Below are 15,873 nucleotides of genomic sequence, written 5' to 3'. Positions count from 1 at the left end.
GCTACGCATTACCGGATTTTAAATGTCCTTGACTCAACCGTATCCCCATGCCCGTTACCACCAGTTCAACTCGGGAAATACCTGAAACCGGCCTGATTCCGCGACATATCGCCATCATCATGGACGGCAATGGCCGTTGGGCGAAAAATCGCTTCATGCCGCGGATGGCTGGGCATAAACGCGGGGTGGAAACAGTTCGCACAGCGATCAAGGCTTGTATAGAGCGCGGGGTGGAATATCTCACCTTATTCGCTTTCAGTAGCGAAAATTGGCGCAGGCCGACGGACGAGGTCGCATTCCTGATGCAGCTTTTCATCAGCGTGCTCGAGCAGGAGGTTACCAAACTGCACGAGAACGGCATTTGCTTCAAAGTGATCGGCGATTTGTCCAAATTTGATCAAAAAATAGTCGAATTTGTTCGCAATGGGGAGGCGCTTACAGCAGGGAACAATCGATTTACACTTACCATTGCGGCCAATTACGGCGGGCGCTGGGATATGATGCAGGCTGTTCGGAAAATGCTGGAGCAACACCCGCAATTGGCTGCTTCTTTTGACGAAAATGATTTGATGAAGCATTTTGCTTTGAACTATGCTCCCGAACCGGATCTATTTATCCGTACCGGCGGCGAAAAACGCATCAGCAATTTTCTGTTATGGCAATTAGCTTATACCGAGCTTTATTTCACCGATACGTTGTGGCCGGATTTTGATGCGCGTGCGCTGGACCTCGCGATCCAGTCTTATCAACAGCGTGAACGCCGGTTTGGGCGCACCAGCGAACAACTTCAAACGACGCCACCCGGTCATGGAGGAAGAGAAGCTGTCGTCAAAAAAACGGCATAACTTCTACACCTTTCCATCCGTGCCGTTTCTTCTTTACCTTCCCAGTCATGCTTAGGGCTCGGATTTTCACCGCCGTCATTATATTATGCCTTTTCCTTGCGGCATTATTTTACCTGTCGCCTATTTTCTGGATGGCATTGCTGCTTATCTTGACTGCCGCAGGCTCATTGGAATGGACCCGGCTCGCAAAGTTTTCCCTCAAGCATTCCATCGGTTATCTTTTATTTACGGTGTTGCTGACGGGTGAATTGCTATTCCTGCTTAGCGGCGCCGTTTTAGCTGATCCGTATACCACGTCATTTCTATGGATTTACGTCGCATCACTGGTGTTCTGGACGCTGGGCGTTCCGTTTTTGCTGAGATCAAAACGTCCGATCGGAAATACGGCCTTGCTGGCATTGACGGGTTGGTTGCTGCTACTGCCGACGTGTTTTGCCCTGTACCAGTTACGGTCCATCGATCCGCTTCTCCTGCTGGGGTTCATGTCCACCGTCTGGATATCCGATACCGCGGCGTATTTTTCCGGACGTGCCTGGGGAAAGCATAAGCTTGCGCCCGCTATCAGCCCGGGAAAGACTTGGGAAGGCGTGGCGGGAGCGCTGGCCGCGGTGTTTATTTATGCGCTGATATGGAGTTATGCGGGGGGAGACGAAGTTCCAGCCAGGTTACTGATACCGCTGCTACTTTTACTAGCCGCCATGGGAATCATCGGAGATTTGTTCGAATCCATGATGAAACGTCATGCCGGACTCAAGGATAGCGGAAATATTTTGCCCGGCCACGGTGGTATACTTGACCGTATTGATGCCCTGACTTCAACCCTGCCCCTGGCCGTTTTGTCACTTCTATTGTTACAGTCCGAATTATGATAGCAGTTCGTCACCTCACTATTCTTGGTTCTACCGGTAGCATCGGCGTAAGTACGCTTGACGTGGTTTCACGCCATCCTGACCGGTTTCGTATCGTTGCCCTTGCTGCCAACAAGAGCGCCAAAAAAATGCTGGAGCAATGTCGTCGCTTTCAGCCCCGTTATGCAGTCCTGCTTGAGGAAGCGAGCGCTGAATGGTTGCAGACCGAAGCGCGTGCGGCAGGGCTTGCTACCGAAGTGCTCTGCGGTGTCGAGTCTCTGGAAAAAGTGGCGTCGCTAGCAGAAGTCGATACCGTGATGGCCGCGATCGTGGGTGCGGCGGGCATACGTCCCACGTTTGCCGCCGCCCGTGCAGGCAAGCAGGTGCTGCTCGCCAACAAGGAAACCATGGTCATGGCGGGGCGGATTTTTATGGATGTGGTCAAAGAAAATAACGCTACTCTACTGCCGATTGATAGCGAACATAATGCGATTTTTCAATCGCTACCGCAGCATTTCAATGGTGATTTAGGTGCAATCGGGGTACGCCGCATTTTACTGACGGCATCCGGGGGGCCGTTTCGGCAATCTCCGCTGAGCTCGCTGGAGCAGGTAACGCCGGGGCAGGCATGCGCTCATCCCAACTGGGTAATGGGGCGGAAGATTTCAGTCGACTCCGCTACCATGATGAACAAGGGGCTGGAAGTCATTGAGGCGCATTGGCTGTTTGAGGCTTCCCCGGACCAAATCCAGGTAGTGATTCATCCGCAAAGCATCATTCATTCCATGGTTGAATACGTGGATGGTTCGGTATTGGCACAGCTTGGTAATCCGGACATGCGTACGCCGATTGCACATGCCCTGGGTTTTCCGGACCGGATTGAAACGGGTGTGACACCTCTGGATATGTTCAAAGTCGGCCGACTGGATTTCGAGGCCCCGGATTTTAAACGCTTCCCCTGCTTGAGGCTTGCATACCAGGCGCTGGCTACCGGCGGAAGCGCACCAGCGATACTTAACGCAGCCAACGAAGTAGCGGTAGAGTCTTTTCTGACATGTAAAATGCCTTTTACCGCGATCCCGGCCATGATTGAAGACGTGATGCAGACCATCGGCCACCAGGATATCGCCACCCTTGATGACGTGCTTGATGCGGATAGCATAGCGCGTGAAGCTGCACATGAGTGGCTGACGTGCCTGGCATAAAGTACCGTCTTTTCTCCCGTTGTGCCTGACGCCAACCTGATCATTTCTCACCGATCACGCTGCCATCCCGCTTTGCGGAAGACAGCAAGCCATTTCTTCCGGATATTTGAAGCTCCCCTGGGCCGCGTTAGCAGCCGGCATACCGCATGACATTCATTTTTACCATTGTTGCTTTCGTTGTTGCCTTAGGGCTACTGATCGTATTTCATGAATTTGGCCACTTTCTGGTAGCGCGCTGGTGTGGAATAAAGGTGCTGCGTTTTTCGATCGGCTTCGGTCAGCCTTTATTACGGAAGCGCTGGGGAAAAGACCAAACCGAGTGGGTAGTAGCGGCTTTTCCTCTCGGCGGTTACGTGAAGATGCTTGATGAAAGCGAGGGTGCCGTTCCGCCCGAGGAACTGACGCGAGCCTTCAACCGCAAGTCTGTGGCACATCGGCTTGCGGTTGTCGCGGCAGGACCTATTGCCAATTTTCTTCTGGCAATCGTGCTTTACTGGTTCCTGTTCGTGCTCGGCGTCAGCGCTATGAAACCCGTCCTGGGGCCCGTCGCACCTGCAACACCAGCAGCGGTTGCAGGCTTTGAGAAGGGGGACACTATCGTAAAAATCGAAGCAGAACCCGTCATTACCTGGCAGGACGCTCGCTGGCTGTTGTTGTCGAATGCGGTTGAAAGGTCACCTGCCGTGGCCGTGGAGACGCTTGATGCACACGGACAACTTGTCTTGCGGAGAATAGATTTCAGCGGCATTGATGCCGATGACCTGGACGGCGATTTTCTGAAGAAGGTCGGCTTGAGCAGCTATCAACCCGCAGTGAAACCCATTATTTCACAGGTCACGCCGGATAGCGCAGGTAGCCGTGCCGGCTTGCAGGCGGGCGATGAGATTCTGGCGGTAGACGGTAAGCGGATTACGCTTTGGGAAGATCTGGTGCAAAAGATACGGGCCGGTCCGGGAATTCCGCTCATGCTGGATATCCGTCGTAATGAAACAACGCTGAGCATGGAAGTCATTCCCGATACAACCACCGACAGCGGGGAGAAAATCGGCAAAATTGGTATTGGACCCCAAATCGATCATGACGAGTTGAAGAAGCTGCTCATAGAAGTCAGCTATCCGGCGGGCACAGCCATGGCTAAGGCCATAAGCAAAACCTGGGAAACATCGATATTTACTTTGCATATGATGTGGAAAATGGTTGCGGGTGAAGTGTCCTGGAAGAACGTGAGCGGTCCCATCACAATTGCCGACTACGCAGGCAAATCGGCGCAGATGGGCCTGTCATCCTACCTGGGCTTTGTCGCCCTCATCAGCATCAGTCTGGGTGTGCTGAACCTGTTACCTATTCCCATACTGGACGGGGGGCATTTAATGTATTATGTGATCGAAATCGTCAAAGGCAGTCCTGTTTCTGCGAAAGCTATCGAAATGGGTCAGCAGGTCGGGATGGTATTGTTATTTGTCCTGATGGCTTTTGCCATATACAACGATATCAGCCGGCTTATCCCCAGTTAAAGTATGAAAGTCAGGTATCTCGTCGCGCTTGTTTCTGCCTTCTGCGCTTCGGTTTCATGGGCGCGTGAGCCATTCGTAGTGAAAGACATACGGGTGGAAGGCATACAGCGAACCGAGGCTGGGACAGTGTTCAGTTATCTTCCCGTAAAGGTGGGAGACACGCTTGACGATGAAAAGGCCGCAGCAGCCATCAAAGTGCTCTATGCCACCGGCTTTTTCAAGGATGTGCGACTCGAATCTGAAAACGGCATTTTGATAGTGGTGGTTGAAGAGCGCCCCGCTATTGCACAGATCAGCATTATTGGCGCGAAGGAATTCGAGAAGGAGAAACTGAAGGAAGGCCTGAAACAGGCCGGGTTGGCGGAATCGCGGATATTCGATCGCTCGGTGCTGGAACGAGCCGAGCACGAACTCAAGCAGCAATACCTCAGCCGTGGCAAATACGCGGTAAAAATCACCACTACCACAACGCCCCTTGAACGTAACCGCATCGGAATCAATTTCCATGTGGATGAAGGCAAGACCGCCAAAATTCGCAAGATCAATATCGTTGGGAACAGGGCTTTCAAGGAAAAAGAGCTCCTGAGCGCGTTCGTATTGAGGACGCCTGGTCTGCTAACATGGTTCACCAAGGAGGATCAGTATTCGAAACAGAAGCTTTCCGCTGATCTTGAGTCATTACGATCCTACTATCTCAATCGCGGCTATCTTGAGTTCAGCGTTGAATCCACCCAAGTATCGATCACTGCCGACATGCAGGACATTTATATTACGGTAAATATCGCTGAGGGTCCGCAATATAAGGTGTCCGAGATAAAACTGGCTGGCGAACTGCTGGTACCGGAAGAAGAATTGCGCAAGCTTATAAAAATTGAAGAAGGTGCTGTTTTTTCACGTGAGCAGCTGACTGAATCCATCAAGCTCATTACCGATCGGCTTGGCGATGATGGTTATGCATTTGCAAATATCAACGCGTCGCCTCAACTGGATAAGGAAAAGCAACAGGTAGCGTTTACTTTTTTTATAGATCCTGGGCGGAGGGTGTACGTAAGGCGTATCAACATAACGGGCAATAACCGTACGCGGGATGAAGTAATACGTCGGGAAATGCGCCAATTCGAAGGCGGATGGTATTCGACCAGCAAGATTAATCAGTCCAAGACTCGTATAGACCGCCTGAATTATTTCAATTCCGTCAGCCTTGAAACCCCGGCGGTTTCAGGCGCCACCGATCAGATTGACGTGAACGTCGAGGTTAAGGAAAAGCCCACAGGCGCGGTAATGTTTGGAGCGGGTTATTCCAATATGGAGGGACTGATACTGAGCGGTTCCATTGCCCAGGACAACATTTTCGGTACAGGTAAACTTGTCAATCTCATGATCAATACCGGTCGTGTAAACAAGACCTACTCGTTATCTTATACCGATCCTTATTTCACCCGCGACGGCATTAACGCCGGGTTCGATCTTTATAAGCGAGTCCTGAATACGAGTTCGCTGTCATCCGTGATGAACTTCAATACCGACACCACCGGCGCCGGTGTACGCTTTGGCATGCCGGTCAACGAAAACGACAGGGTTATAGGTGGACTGGGGATCGAAAATACTGTAATCGATCTAGGCGCCAACAGTCCCCAGCGCAACATCAATTTTGTGGAAAAATTCGGGCGGAGCACCATCAATATACCTCTAACGCTCAGCTGGCGGCGCGATGGCCGCAATAGCGCCATCTGGACGACCGAAGGCACCACACAGCGGGTATTTGCTGAAGCAGGTCTGCCGGGAGGCGATTTGACCTATTATAAAGTGAGTTATGACCTTAGTTGGTATTATCCTATTACGAAAATCTTTACTCTTATGTTGAAGGGCGAGTTCGGATACGGCGACGGGTACAATGGAAAGGATCTTCCCTTCTTCAAGAATTTTTTTGCCGGTGGCAATACCTCGGTTCGAGGCTATAACATCAGTTCGTTGGGTCCACGTGACGCGTCCAATAGAGCGCTCGGGGGCAATAAGCGCGGTGTAGGCAGCGTGGAGGTACTGTTCCCGATGCCCGGCATGAAAAACGATCGAACAGTGCGCCTGAGCGTATTTCTTGACGGCGGCTCGGTCTGGGGTCCTGATGGAGAAAGGCCGCAGCAGGAAGGCTTGCGTTATTCGGCGGGAGTCGCGGTAATGTGGATTTCACCGATGGGACCACTTAAAGTCAGTGCCGCACAACCTTTGAATGATAAACCGGGCGACAGTTTGCAGCGGTTTCAGTTTCAATTTGGGCAGCAGTTCTAAATTAAATGAACAATCCGGAGATAAAATTGAAACAAAAGGTTCTAAGGCTAAGAACTTTAACGGCGGCAGCATGCATGATCCTTGCATCTGCCTGGGGATCGGCGGGCGCCCTTGCGGATGAGATCAAGATAGGTGTTGTCGATACCGAGAGAATTCTAGCCGAATCAGCGCCTGCGGTAAGGGCGCTGAAAAAAATAGAAAAGGAATTCTTGCCACGCGACCATGAAATCAAGAAGCTGGCTTTACAGGCCAAGGCGCTGCAGGACCTTCTTGAAAATGAGGGAAAAACGATGCCAGAAGCGGACCGGCGCAGCAAGGAGCGCGAACTTGCCACCCTTAACCGCGAACTTCAGCGCGCTCAACGGCAAATGCGCGAAGACCTGAGCCTGCGCCAGAACGATGAAGTCGCCACGCTTCAGTTAACCGCCAGTAAAGCCATTCAAATAATCGCGGAGGCAGAAAAGTACGACTTGATATTGCCCTTGCGCGATCTCGTTTACCGCAGTCCACGTGTCGACATCACCGAGAAGGTGATCAAGGCGCTGGCTGACAAGTAAAAAGTAAAAAGCAGGGGCCCTGCCAATTCCACGGCCGAAATACGTGGGACCGGCATTGCTTATCCAAACTGTCATTATTACGGACCCAGGAAATATTACGCATCATGGATATTCAGGAAATCTTAAAGTACCTCCCTCATCGCTATCCTTTTTTACTTGTTGATCGCGTTTTAACCTGCGATCCGGGAAAGAGCATCACCGCACTCAAGAACGTGACCATTAACGAGCCGTTCTTCGGTGGTCATTTTCCCCACTATCCAGTGATGCCGGGCGTTCTCATAATCGAAGCACTGGCACAAGCGGCGGCTATCCTGACGCTCAAGACGGCGAATCTGGAAGCCGACGAGAATTCGGTTTACTATTTTGTGGGCATAGATGGCGCCCGCTTCAAAAGGCCGGTAGTGCCGGGGGACCAGCTGATACTCAAGGCCACGATTTTGCGGGAGAGGATTGGAATCTGGAAATATTCTGCCCAAGCGGAAGTGGAAGGCCGGACTGTTGCCGTGGCTGAGCTGATGTGCACAATGCGCCGCAAGGAATAATCCTAAATCCGGTAGCTGACCGCTCATTTAACATATCAGTGTCATGATCAATAACAATATCTCAGATTATTTGACGCTCACCTTCCGGGTGAGGTCGCTACGGGAAGAATTGCACAGTTTTTGGGGCACATGGCTGCGTTGCAACTTCTTGGAATGGAACGGCGCCCCGAAGCGTCGCCCGAGGGGCCCCGCGAAGCGGGGATCGGGCAGCGCAGGGGATGCCGCGATCGCGCTCCACACGCAAGGGGGCGCCCGCATCCCGCTTCGGGGTCGCACCTTCCTGCGGAAGGCACTGCTCCGCCCTGCGCGGTCGTATTCCGCGTCGTTGCGCCTTGCCCTGCACGCCAAAAGCAGTACACTTCCCCCCGTCCAACTACCGGATTTAGGATAATGGTGCCGAAAATATTTGGGCTGGCCAGCGGCGGGCATTGAGAAAGGGAAGCCGCGAGAAGTGACGGCACGGGAATTCAACTGGGTTTGCGGTGTGGATGAGTCCGGCAGGGGACCGCTGGCGGGGCCGGTATTCGCCGCCTGCGTCATACTCGATCCAGACTATTGCATTGAGGGCCTGGCGGATTCAAAAACGCTAAGCGAAGCAAAGCGCAACAGCCTCACTGTTGCCATTAAAGCACATTCCATAGCCTGGGCCATTGGCTTTGCATCGGTTAAGGAAATCGATCGAATCAATATTCTTCAGGCAAGTTTACTGGCCATGAAACGTGCTGTAGAGAGTCTGTCTCTGGTTCCTTCCAGGGTGTTGGTGGATGGGAACCAGAAACCTCGTCTGCGATGCCCCGTAACCACTATCGTCAGAGGCGATAGTTTGGTACCCGAGATTTCGGCCGCTTCCATTCTGGCAAAGACGGCGCGTGATGCGGAGATGGTGGCGTTACACCAGCGCTTCCCACGTTATGGCTTTGACCAGCATAAGGGGTATTCCACAGAACGACACATTGCAGCCCTGCGAACGCATGGGATATCGGTAGTGCACCGACGCAGCTTTGCGCCAGTCAGAGAATTGATTGGAACCTGTAAAAACTGACGGACCGGCGGATAAGGCCGTGCTGAGCATATACAGATTTTCTCCAGACAGAACTTTATTCAATTCATAATTACTAATGCAAATGGTTGCTCTTGATAAGCCACATTGATAGCATATGCGCCTTTGTGGGAGCCAGCGGTTTTTCTTGTGAGTAACGCAAGAAACATCGGCGCTCATCTTTATTGCAATAATTAACCTACATTAACTTACGGCCTTTAATATGCGAATCGAAAAAGACAGCGTAGTGTCACTCAACTATAAATTATCTGATCTGACCGGCAAGATCATGGAAGAACCCGACGCGCCAATCAGCTATCTGCATGGAGGTTATGACGGTATCTTCCCAATGGTGGAAGAAGAATTGCATAGCAAGGAAGTGGGCTATAGTTGCTCCGTTTTGATGGAGCCGGAAAATACTTTTGGTGAATACGATAGCGATTTGGTGCGAGTCGAGCCTCGCGATCTTTTCCCCGACAATGTAACGGTCGGAATGCAGTTTGAAGGAGGCGAAGAAGGTTCCGACGATGCCTTTATCTATACCGTAACCGATATTGCCGAAGACAAGGTGGTAGTAGACGGCAATCACCCATTCGCGGGCGTGACACTGCGCTTCGATTGTACGGTTACCGCAGTACGGCCCGCCACTTCAGAGGAACTGGCTCACGGCCACGTCCATGGTGCCCATGGGCACGAACATTGAAGAGAGGCTCTGGCGAACCCGCAGTATCTCGACGTAAGAAATCGATCAAGACGGGTTATGACAACCAGTTGGCTTGCCTCGTTCGGTTGGTTGTTTCGTCCTTCTCATTCCTGGGGCCGGTCTTTCTCCGCGGCTTTTTTTAGCGCATAGAGTTCTTCCAGCGCTTGCTTTGGGCTTAGCTCGTCCGGAACGATAGCGTGCAGCAGTTTGAGTACGGGGTGTTCGGGCAGGGTTTGCGGGTTTTCTTTTGCGCTGCCCGACGCTGCCGCGAACAAATCCCGTTGTGGGTGTCTGCCAACCGCTTCCTCCTCAAGTTGCGCCAGATATTTTCTTGCTGTTCTGATCACTTGCTCCGGCACGCCGGCCAGCGCAGCCACTTGAAGCCCGTAGCTCTGACTCGCAGCGCCCTCATCGACCGAGTGCAGGAATACAATATGATGCTTGTGTTCCACCGCACGCAGGTGCACGTTGGCGGCCTGCGTAAACTCCTCCGCGAGCCTCGTCAGTTCAAAATAATGAGTTGCAAATAACGTATAACAGCGGTTGTTTTTCAATAGATACCTGGCAATCGCAAAAGCCAGGGCCAAGCCGTCGAAAGTAGAAGTTCCCCGTCCTATCTCATCCATCAACACCAAGCTTTGTGCAGTGGCGTTATGCAGGATATTGGCGGCTTCCGTCATTTCCATCATGAAGGTTGAGCGTCCCCCGGCCAGGTCATCGGAAGCGCCAATGCGAGTGAAGATTTGATCCAGGGGGCCGAAGCGCGCTTTTTTTGCCGGTACATAGCTGCCGCAATGTGCGAGTAACGCAATCAGTGCGACTTGTCGCATATAGGTGGATTTTCCGCCCATGTTGGGACCGGTAATGACGAGCATTTGCCGTGCGGTATCGCCCCAGGCGCCGAGCTGGACATTGTTGGCAATGAAGTTTTCGACCTGTTTTTCCACAACCGGATGACGGCCCGCCTCAATTTCAATAACGGCTTCACTGGTGAAGGTCGGCACGATATAGTCCAGGGCCAGTGCGCGTTCGGCGAAGGCGGCTAATACATCCAGCTCGGCAATACTGCGGGCCACCTGCTGCAAGTGATCGATATACTGCAAAAGCCCTTCCAGCAGCTCATCATATAAAAGCTTTTCCCGTTCCAGCGCACGGTCCTGCGCAGAGAGCGCCTTTTCTTCAAATGCCTTGAGCTCTGGCGTAATATAGCGCTCGGCATTCTTCAGCGTCTGCCTTCTGCGGTAGTCCTCCGGGATCTTCTCGGTGTGCGCGTGCGTCACCTCGATATAAAAACCGTGTAACCGGTTATATTCCACTTTGAGATTTGAAATGCCTGTGCGCGTTTTTTCCCGCGTTTCGAGTTGCAGCAAAAATTCACCGCAATTATTCTGTATGGCGCGAAGCTCATCCAGTTCGGCATCATAGCCATCCGCGATCACACCGCCTACGCGCAGCACCACCTCCGGCTCTTCGCGCAGGGATTCCTGCAGAAGCCCGACAAGCGTCGCATCCGGAGTCATCGATTGCGCCAGCGCGGCAATATGCTTGTCAATGCCGTTCATGACTTCAGCAATAGCGGCGACTTCAGCGATAGCTGCAATTGCTTCCGGTAAGCGTTTGAGACTATCGCGCAGTCCGGATAAATCTCGTGGACGGGCCGATTTCAGCCCAATGCGAGCGGTGATACGTTCGATGTCTGCGACCCGTTTGAGGCATCCTCGAATGGAAAGGTAGGGCCCTGAGCCCGCTTCTCCGATTAAAAACGACACGCTGTCAAGCCGGTTTTGAATCGCTGCCCGGTCGCGCAGGGGATGATGCAGCCAGTGCCGCAGCATGCGGCTGCCCATATTGGTTGAGCAGGTATCGAACAGGGATAACAAAGTAGGCGATGCACCGCCAAGTATAGTCTCGGAAATTTCAAGATTGCGGCGAGTGACAGCGTCCATGCGCAAATAGGCGTCGTCCCGCTCTACCCGCAATGTCTTGATATGGGCGATATTGTTGCCTTGCGTGAGGCGCGCGTATTCCAGCAGCGCACCGGCCGCGCCCAGCGACGAATGCAGGCCCTCGCAACCGAAACCGGAAAGGTCATGGGTTCCCAATTGGCGCGAGAGAATGCGAACAGCAGCCTCGACGTCGAACTGCCAAAAGGGCAGGCGCTTCAGACACGTTTTGGATGCACCCGCATCGCTGAGGCCGGTAAGCGCATCCAGCGAATCCGGCAAAAGAATCTCCGCTGGCTTCAGGCGTTCGAGTTCGCCCGCCAGATTATCCGCTGATGTTTCCAATACCCAAAATTGCCCCGCCGCCAGATTGAGCCATGCCAGCCCCAGCGTTGTTTCATGCACGCACAGGGCCAATAAAATACTTTCGCGTTTTTCATCCAGCAACGCCGAATCTGTCAGCGTTCCGGGCGTAATAATCCGCATGACCTGCCGTTCTACCGGACCTTTGGACGTAGCGGGATCGCCGGTCTGTTCACAGATCGCCACCGATTCACCCAGCTTGATGAGTTTTGCCAGATACTGTTCAGCGGAATGATAAGGCACCCCCGCCATCTTGATCGGCTCGCCCGCCGAAGTGCCACGCCGGGTCAGGGTAATATCGAGCAGCTTGGCCGCTTTTTCCGCATCTTCAAAGAACAGTTCGTAGAAATCCCCCATACGATAGAACATCAGCATATCGGGATGCTGCGCCTTGATGCGGAGATATTGCTGCATCATGGGGGTATGGCGGGCTAGATTTTCCATCTTTACCTATGGTCCGGCTAGCAAAAAAATCTGAATAAATTGAAATTTGTTACCTAAGTTTTACTTTTATTGATCCAAATGTTTTTTTGTACGCAGAAAATTCCAACTACGCGGCTACTTTTGAGGAGATTGTTCTAGCCCTACGGCGCTATCTTGCGAGCACCAAAACAAGGCTCTGACGGGACGGCGCAGCGTGTAGAACCTCGTTGTTACGTCATCGGCTTGGCTAGAACCCACCGCTTGCACCAACTCGTGGCCGAGGGAGAGCGCGGTCCGCGCGCAGCGTTCGCGACCAATTATACCATTTGCATGGATGGGGTGGGGTTTTTCAACATCCTGTTAGAGCTAAGAGCGGCAGCAGCCTCATGCGGCGCAACCGGAGGATTAGGTAATTATGGCGGCGTAGCGATCGTGCCTGGCAAATCGAAACCGCTTACCATTTACCATGCGCCACTTAGTAGCTTCTCTGCCCAAAACAGGCCGGAAACCGTTTTATTGTCGGATATTTTCCCTGTTTTTACCCACTCCAGTGCCGTCGACAACCCCAAGGTGAACACCTCCAGATGCTCGCCGTCATCCAGGCTTGCGCCCTTGAAGGTAAGGTTTTCCGCGAAGTAATAAATCAACTTCTCGTCCGAATAACCGATACAGGGATGCAAGGTGGCGATATGACGCCAGCCTTCCGCCGTGTAACCTGTTTCCTCCAGCAGCTCCCGTTGAGCGCACCTTAGCGGGTCTTCGCCGCCATCGATTTTGCCGGCAGGCAGTTCGTAAAACTCCCGATGCAGGGGATAGCGATACTGGCGTTCCAGCACCAGCTCGCCATTGTCGAGCAACGGTATGATGACCACTGCGCCGGGATGCCTGATGTATTCGCGTACTGCGACTTTGCCGTCAGGCAGCCGGGCTTGGTCTGCTCGCACATGCAGAAGCTCGCCATCATATACATCCTTGCTGCTGAGCGTTGTTTCCGTGAGATCGAGGGGTGTTGTGGGCATAACAATGTAAAGCAACCTTGAAAATGAATATTGACGAAAATTCGTGATGGGTTCGTTTCATCCGAAGGGCTGTACGCTTGCCTATAACGCTTGTGGTAGGCGGCGACCTACTCGCTTTCCTGCACGATCAACCTTGCGGATGGGAACCAGGCACTGAAAAGGCTACCTTTGCCGGGTTCGCTGTCGATCTCAAGTCTCGCCTGATGGCATGTCAGCACATGTTTGACAATGGCGAGACCCAGTCCGGTACCCCCCGTTTCACGCGAACGCCCATGGTCAACCCGATAGAATCGTTCCGTAAGACGCGGGATATGTTGGGGTTCAATGCCCATGCCGCTGTCCTGTACGGAAAATACGCCCTGCCCGTCGCGCATTGCCCAGTTCAAGGAGATGTTCCCTCCGGCAGGGGTATAACGGATGGCGTTGCTGATAAGGTTACCGAAAGCGCTACGCAATTCGTCCGTGTTACCCAATAATTTCGTGTCAGTATCGAGATTGAGGCTGATATGGTGGCGTCCGGCACTCAAGGATTGCGCTTCATCATAAAGCTTCCGTAACATTTCGGGGACATCGACGTTCCCCTCCCGGGCCATGTTTTCCGTGTCCTCCAGCCGCGACAGCGTCAACAAGTCTTCCACCAGGCTTTGCATTCGTCTGGTTTGATCGGTCATCAGCGTCAGCGCCCACTTACGTGTTTCAGGATCTGAATGGCCTTCTTCCGACAGTGTTTCGAGAAATCCGCCAACCACCGTCAGCGGTGTCCGTAATTCGTGCGACACATTGGCCACGAAATCCCTGCGCATGGTCTGAATTCTTTCAAAGCGCGTCACATCACGGCTGAGCAGCAGTTTCTGTTTATCACCATAGGGCACGAGCTGTATTGAAAGAGTCAGTCCCTGATGCCGGGACTGTTTGATTATCAGTGGTTCAGAATAGTTTTGGGCGGCAAGGTATTTGGCGAATTGGGTTTGACGCATCAGATGGGTGATATGCTGCCCCGTATCAACACTCGCGTTGATGCCCAGATGTTTCTCTGCTACAGGGTTGCACCATTCGATGCGGTCTATCTCATCCATGATTACCACGCCTTCCGGCATAGCCGAGGTGGCGCGTCGCAGAAGCTCCAGCGCAGAACTGATTTGCCGATGTTTCTGGCTTTGATCACGGGTCAGGCGTGTCAAGCGTGCAAACACGTCCCCCCATTTGCCGAAGCCGGAAGGTAACCTGGATTCTTCGGCCTGGAGCCATTTATCGAGCACCGCCAATTGACGCCAATGATAAATGACCAGCAGCAGCAGCGCGACATTATAGAGGGCTAATGTCGCGAGAGTACCCAGCACCGCCAGGAGTAGCCCGGTTACAACCGTAATCAGGATCAGGTTGGCCGCATGCTCCCGGAAACGCTCCCAGAAACTGGACACGTGAGCTATTTGGAAGAATAAAACTGGATCATTATCCTAAATCCGATAGTTGGACGGGGAGAAGTGTACGGTTTTTGGTGTGCAGGGCAAGGCGCAACGACGCGGAATACGACCGCGCAGGGCGGAGCAGTGCCTTCCGCAGGAAGGTGCGAACCCGAAGCGGGATGCGGGCGCCCCCTTGTGGAGCGCGATCGCGACATCCCCTGCGCTGCCCGATCCCCGCTTCGCGGGGCCCCTCGGGCGACGCTTCGGGGCGCCATTCCATTCCAAGGAGTTGCAACGCAGCAATGTGTCGCAAAAACAGTGCAATTCGCCCCGTAGCGGCCTCACCCACGAGGTGAGTGTCAAATAATATGAAATATTGTTATTAATTATAAACACTGGTCTATAAAATAAGCGGTCAACTACCGGATTTGGGATTATTCCAGGGATCACCCCATGCTCGCCGTCAGCACCGCGGAAAGCCGATAGCCCGATCCCCTCACCGTCTGCACCAGTCCATCCTTGTTGACTGTCTCCAATGCCTTGCGTAATCGGCGGATATGCACATCCACAGTGCGATCTTCTACAAATACATGATCTCCCCATACTTGATCGAGCAGCTGCGAACGGCTGTATACCCGCTCGGCGTGGGTCATCAGAAAATGCAGCAACCGGAATTCGGTAGGGCCCAGCACTACTTCATTACCGTCGGCGGTTACGCGATGAGCAGCCGAGTCCAAGTGCAGTCCACCGATCTCGACCATATCGTCGGCTGCTTCGGGCGAGCGCCGCCGCAGCACCGCCTTGATTCTCGCGAGCATCTCACGCGGAGAGAAAGGCTTGGTAATGTAATCGTCGGCCCCGATCTCCAATCCCGCCACCTTATCGCCTTCTTCTGCGCGAGCCGTAAGCATGATGATAGGAATTGTTTTAGTGCGCGCGGTGCGCCGCAGCACGCGGGCGAATTCGATTCCGCTCATCCCCGGCAGCATCCAGTCGAGCAGCACCAGATCCGGTAGCGCATCATTGATTATTTCCATCGCTTCTTCCGCATTTCGTGCGGAAAAAACGTTATGTCTTGCCTGTCGCAAACTATATGAGATTAAATCCTGGATCGCCGGTTCATCTTCAACCACCAGTATTGTCGCTGCCATCGGCACATTCCTTCTATTCGTGATTATTT

At 53.0% G+C, this 15,873-nt stretch carries 13 protein-coding genes; 9 read left to right on the top strand and 4 right to left on the bottom strand.

The window, feature by feature from the left end; genetic code table 11:
- The first annotated feature begins 47 nt into the window (after positions 1-47).
- The 9 genes from uppS (at position 48) to BLS94_RS01570 (ending at position 9,539) form a co-directional block, all read left to right on the top strand.
- On the top strand, positions 48-845 hold the full coding sequence (gene uppS, locus BLS94_RS01615; protein ID WP_072766431.1) for a polyprenyl diphosphate synthase: 798 nt from the start codon (positions 48-50) through the stop codon (positions 843-845).
- Between the two features lie 47 nt (positions 846-892).
- Positions 893-1,714: a phosphatidate cytidylyltransferase gene (locus tag BLS94_RS01610; protein ID WP_072766430.1), complete on the top strand. Its 822-nt coding sequence runs from the start codon at positions 893-895 to the stop codon at positions 1,712-1,714.
- Entirely contained in the window at positions 1,711-2,898 is a 1,188-nt protein-coding gene (ispC, locus tag BLS94_RS01605; RefSeq protein ID WP_090957478.1) for a 1-deoxy-D-xylulose-5-phosphate reductoisomerase, read from the top strand. The genes BLS94_RS01610 and ispC overlap by 4 nt, the downstream gene beginning before the upstream one ends.
- A gap of 146 nt (positions 2,899-3,044) precedes the next feature.
- Positions 3,045-4,412 (top strand): RIP metalloprotease RseP, encoded by a 1,368-nt coding sequence (gene rseP, locus BLS94_RS01600; RefSeq protein WP_090957477.1) that lies wholly within the window; start codon positions 3,045-3,047, stop codon positions 4,410-4,412.
- Positions 4,413-4,415: 3 nt separating this feature from the next.
- Positions 4,416-6,698 (top strand): outer membrane protein assembly factor BamA, encoded by a 2,283-nt coding sequence (gene bamA, locus BLS94_RS01595; RefSeq protein ID WP_090957476.1) that lies wholly within the window; start codon positions 4,416-4,418, stop codon positions 6,696-6,698.
- A gap of 74 nt (positions 6,699-6,772) precedes the next feature.
- Positions 6,773-7,255, top strand: coding sequence for an OmpH/Skp family outer membrane protein (locus BLS94_RS01590; protein ID WP_072766427.1), 483 nt, complete (start codon positions 6,773-6,775; stop codon positions 7,253-7,255).
- 104 nt (positions 7,256-7,359) lie between these two features.
- Positions 7,360-7,797 carry a 3-hydroxyacyl-ACP dehydratase FabZ gene (gene fabZ / locus BLS94_RS01585; RefSeq protein WP_090957475.1) on the top strand — a complete coding sequence of 146 codons (438 nt, stop codon included), beginning with the start codon at positions 7,360-7,362 and terminating at the stop codon, positions 7,795-7,797.
- Positions 7,798-8,248: 451 nt separating this feature from the next.
- On the top strand, positions 8,249-8,839 hold the full coding sequence (gene rnhB, locus BLS94_RS01575; protein WP_090957513.1) for a ribonuclease HII: 591 nt from the start codon (positions 8,249-8,251) through the stop codon (positions 8,837-8,839).
- Between the two features lie 220 nt (positions 8,840-9,059).
- Positions 9,060-9,539, top strand: a complete 480-nt coding sequence (locus tag BLS94_RS01570) for an FKBP-type peptidyl-prolyl cis-trans isomerase (RefSeq protein WP_090957473.1) — start codon at positions 9,060-9,062, stop codon at positions 9,537-9,539.
- Between the two features lie 104 nt (positions 9,540-9,643).
- Here the strand turns inward: BLS94_RS01570 and mutS are convergent, their stop codons facing one another.
- The 4 genes from mutS to phoB all read right to left on the bottom strand — a co-directional run bounded on the left by mutS (position 9,644) and on the right by phoB (position 15,844).
- Entirely contained in the window at positions 9,644-12,289 is a 2,646-nt protein-coding gene (gene mutS, locus BLS94_RS01565; protein ID WP_176767761.1) for a DNA mismatch repair protein MutS, read from the bottom strand.
- A gap of 440 nt (positions 12,290-12,729) precedes the next feature.
- Positions 12,730-13,287 carry an NUDIX domain-containing protein gene (locus BLS94_RS01560; protein WP_090957471.1) on the bottom strand — a complete coding sequence of 186 codons (558 nt, stop codon included), beginning with the start codon at positions 13,285-13,287 and terminating at the stop codon, positions 12,730-12,732.
- Between the two features lie 107 nt (positions 13,288-13,394).
- The gene (phoR, locus tag BLS94_RS01555; protein WP_090957470.1) at positions 13,395-14,708 is read right to left on the bottom strand and encodes a phosphate regulon sensor histidine kinase PhoR; all 1,314 of its coding nucleotides are present in this window, start codon (positions 14,706-14,708) and stop codon (positions 13,395-13,397) included.
- 431 nt (positions 14,709-15,139) lie between these two features.
- Positions 15,140-15,844, bottom strand: coding sequence for a phosphate regulon transcriptional regulator PhoB (gene phoB, locus BLS94_RS01545; protein ID WP_090957468.1), 705 nt, complete (start codon positions 15,842-15,844; stop codon positions 15,140-15,142).
- Between the last annotated feature and the right edge of the window lie 29 nt (positions 15,845-15,873).

Source organism: Nitrosospira sp. Nsp18 (genome assembly GCF_900103145.1).
Taxonomy (GTDB): Bacteria; Pseudomonadota; Gammaproteobacteria; order Burkholderiales; family Nitrosomonadaceae; genus Nitrosospira.
Note: the sequence above shows the minus strand (reverse complement) of the source record. Positions and strands in the feature narration are given on the sequence as shown.

Excerpts from the sequence above, each read along its gene's own strand:
- uppS (WP_072766431.1), top strand. The coding sequence starts at position 48 with ATGCCCGTTACCACCAGTTCAACTCGGGAAATACCTGAAACCGGCCTG.
- BLS94_RS01610 (WP_072766430.1), top strand. The coding sequence starts at position 893 with ATGCTTAGGGCTCGGATTTTCACCGCCGTCATTATATTATGCCTTTTC.
- ispC (WP_090957478.1), top strand. The coding sequence starts at position 1,711 with ATGATAGCAGTTCGTCACCTCACTATTCTTGGTTCTACCGGTAGCATC.
- rseP (WP_090957477.1), top strand. The coding sequence starts at position 3,045 with ATGACATTCATTTTTACCATTGTTGCTTTCGTTGTTGCCTTAGGGCTA.
- bamA (WP_090957476.1), top strand. The coding sequence starts at position 4,416 with ATGAAAGTCAGGTATCTCGTCGCGCTTGTTTCTGCCTTCTGCGCTTCG.
- BLS94_RS01590 (WP_072766427.1), top strand. The coding sequence starts at position 6,773 with ATGATCCTTGCATCTGCCTGGGGATCGGCGGGCGCCCTTGCGGATGAG.
- fabZ (WP_090957475.1), top strand. The coding sequence starts at position 7,360 with ATGGATATTCAGGAAATCTTAAAGTACCTCCCTCATCGCTATCCTTTT.
- BLS94_RS01570 (WP_090957473.1), top strand. The coding sequence starts at position 9,060 with ATGCGAATCGAAAAAGACAGCGTAGTGTCACTCAACTATAAATTATCT.
- mutS (WP_176767761.1), bottom strand. The coding sequence starts at position 12,289 with ATGGAAAATCTAGCCCGCCATACCCCCATGATGCAGCAATATCTCCGC.
- BLS94_RS01560 (WP_090957471.1), bottom strand. The coding sequence starts at position 13,287 with ATGCCCACAACACCCCTCGATCTCACGGAAACAACGCTCAGCAGCAAG.
- phoB (WP_090957468.1), bottom strand. The coding sequence starts at position 15,844 with ATGGCAGCGACAATACTGGTGGTTGAAGATGAACCGGCGATCCAGGAT.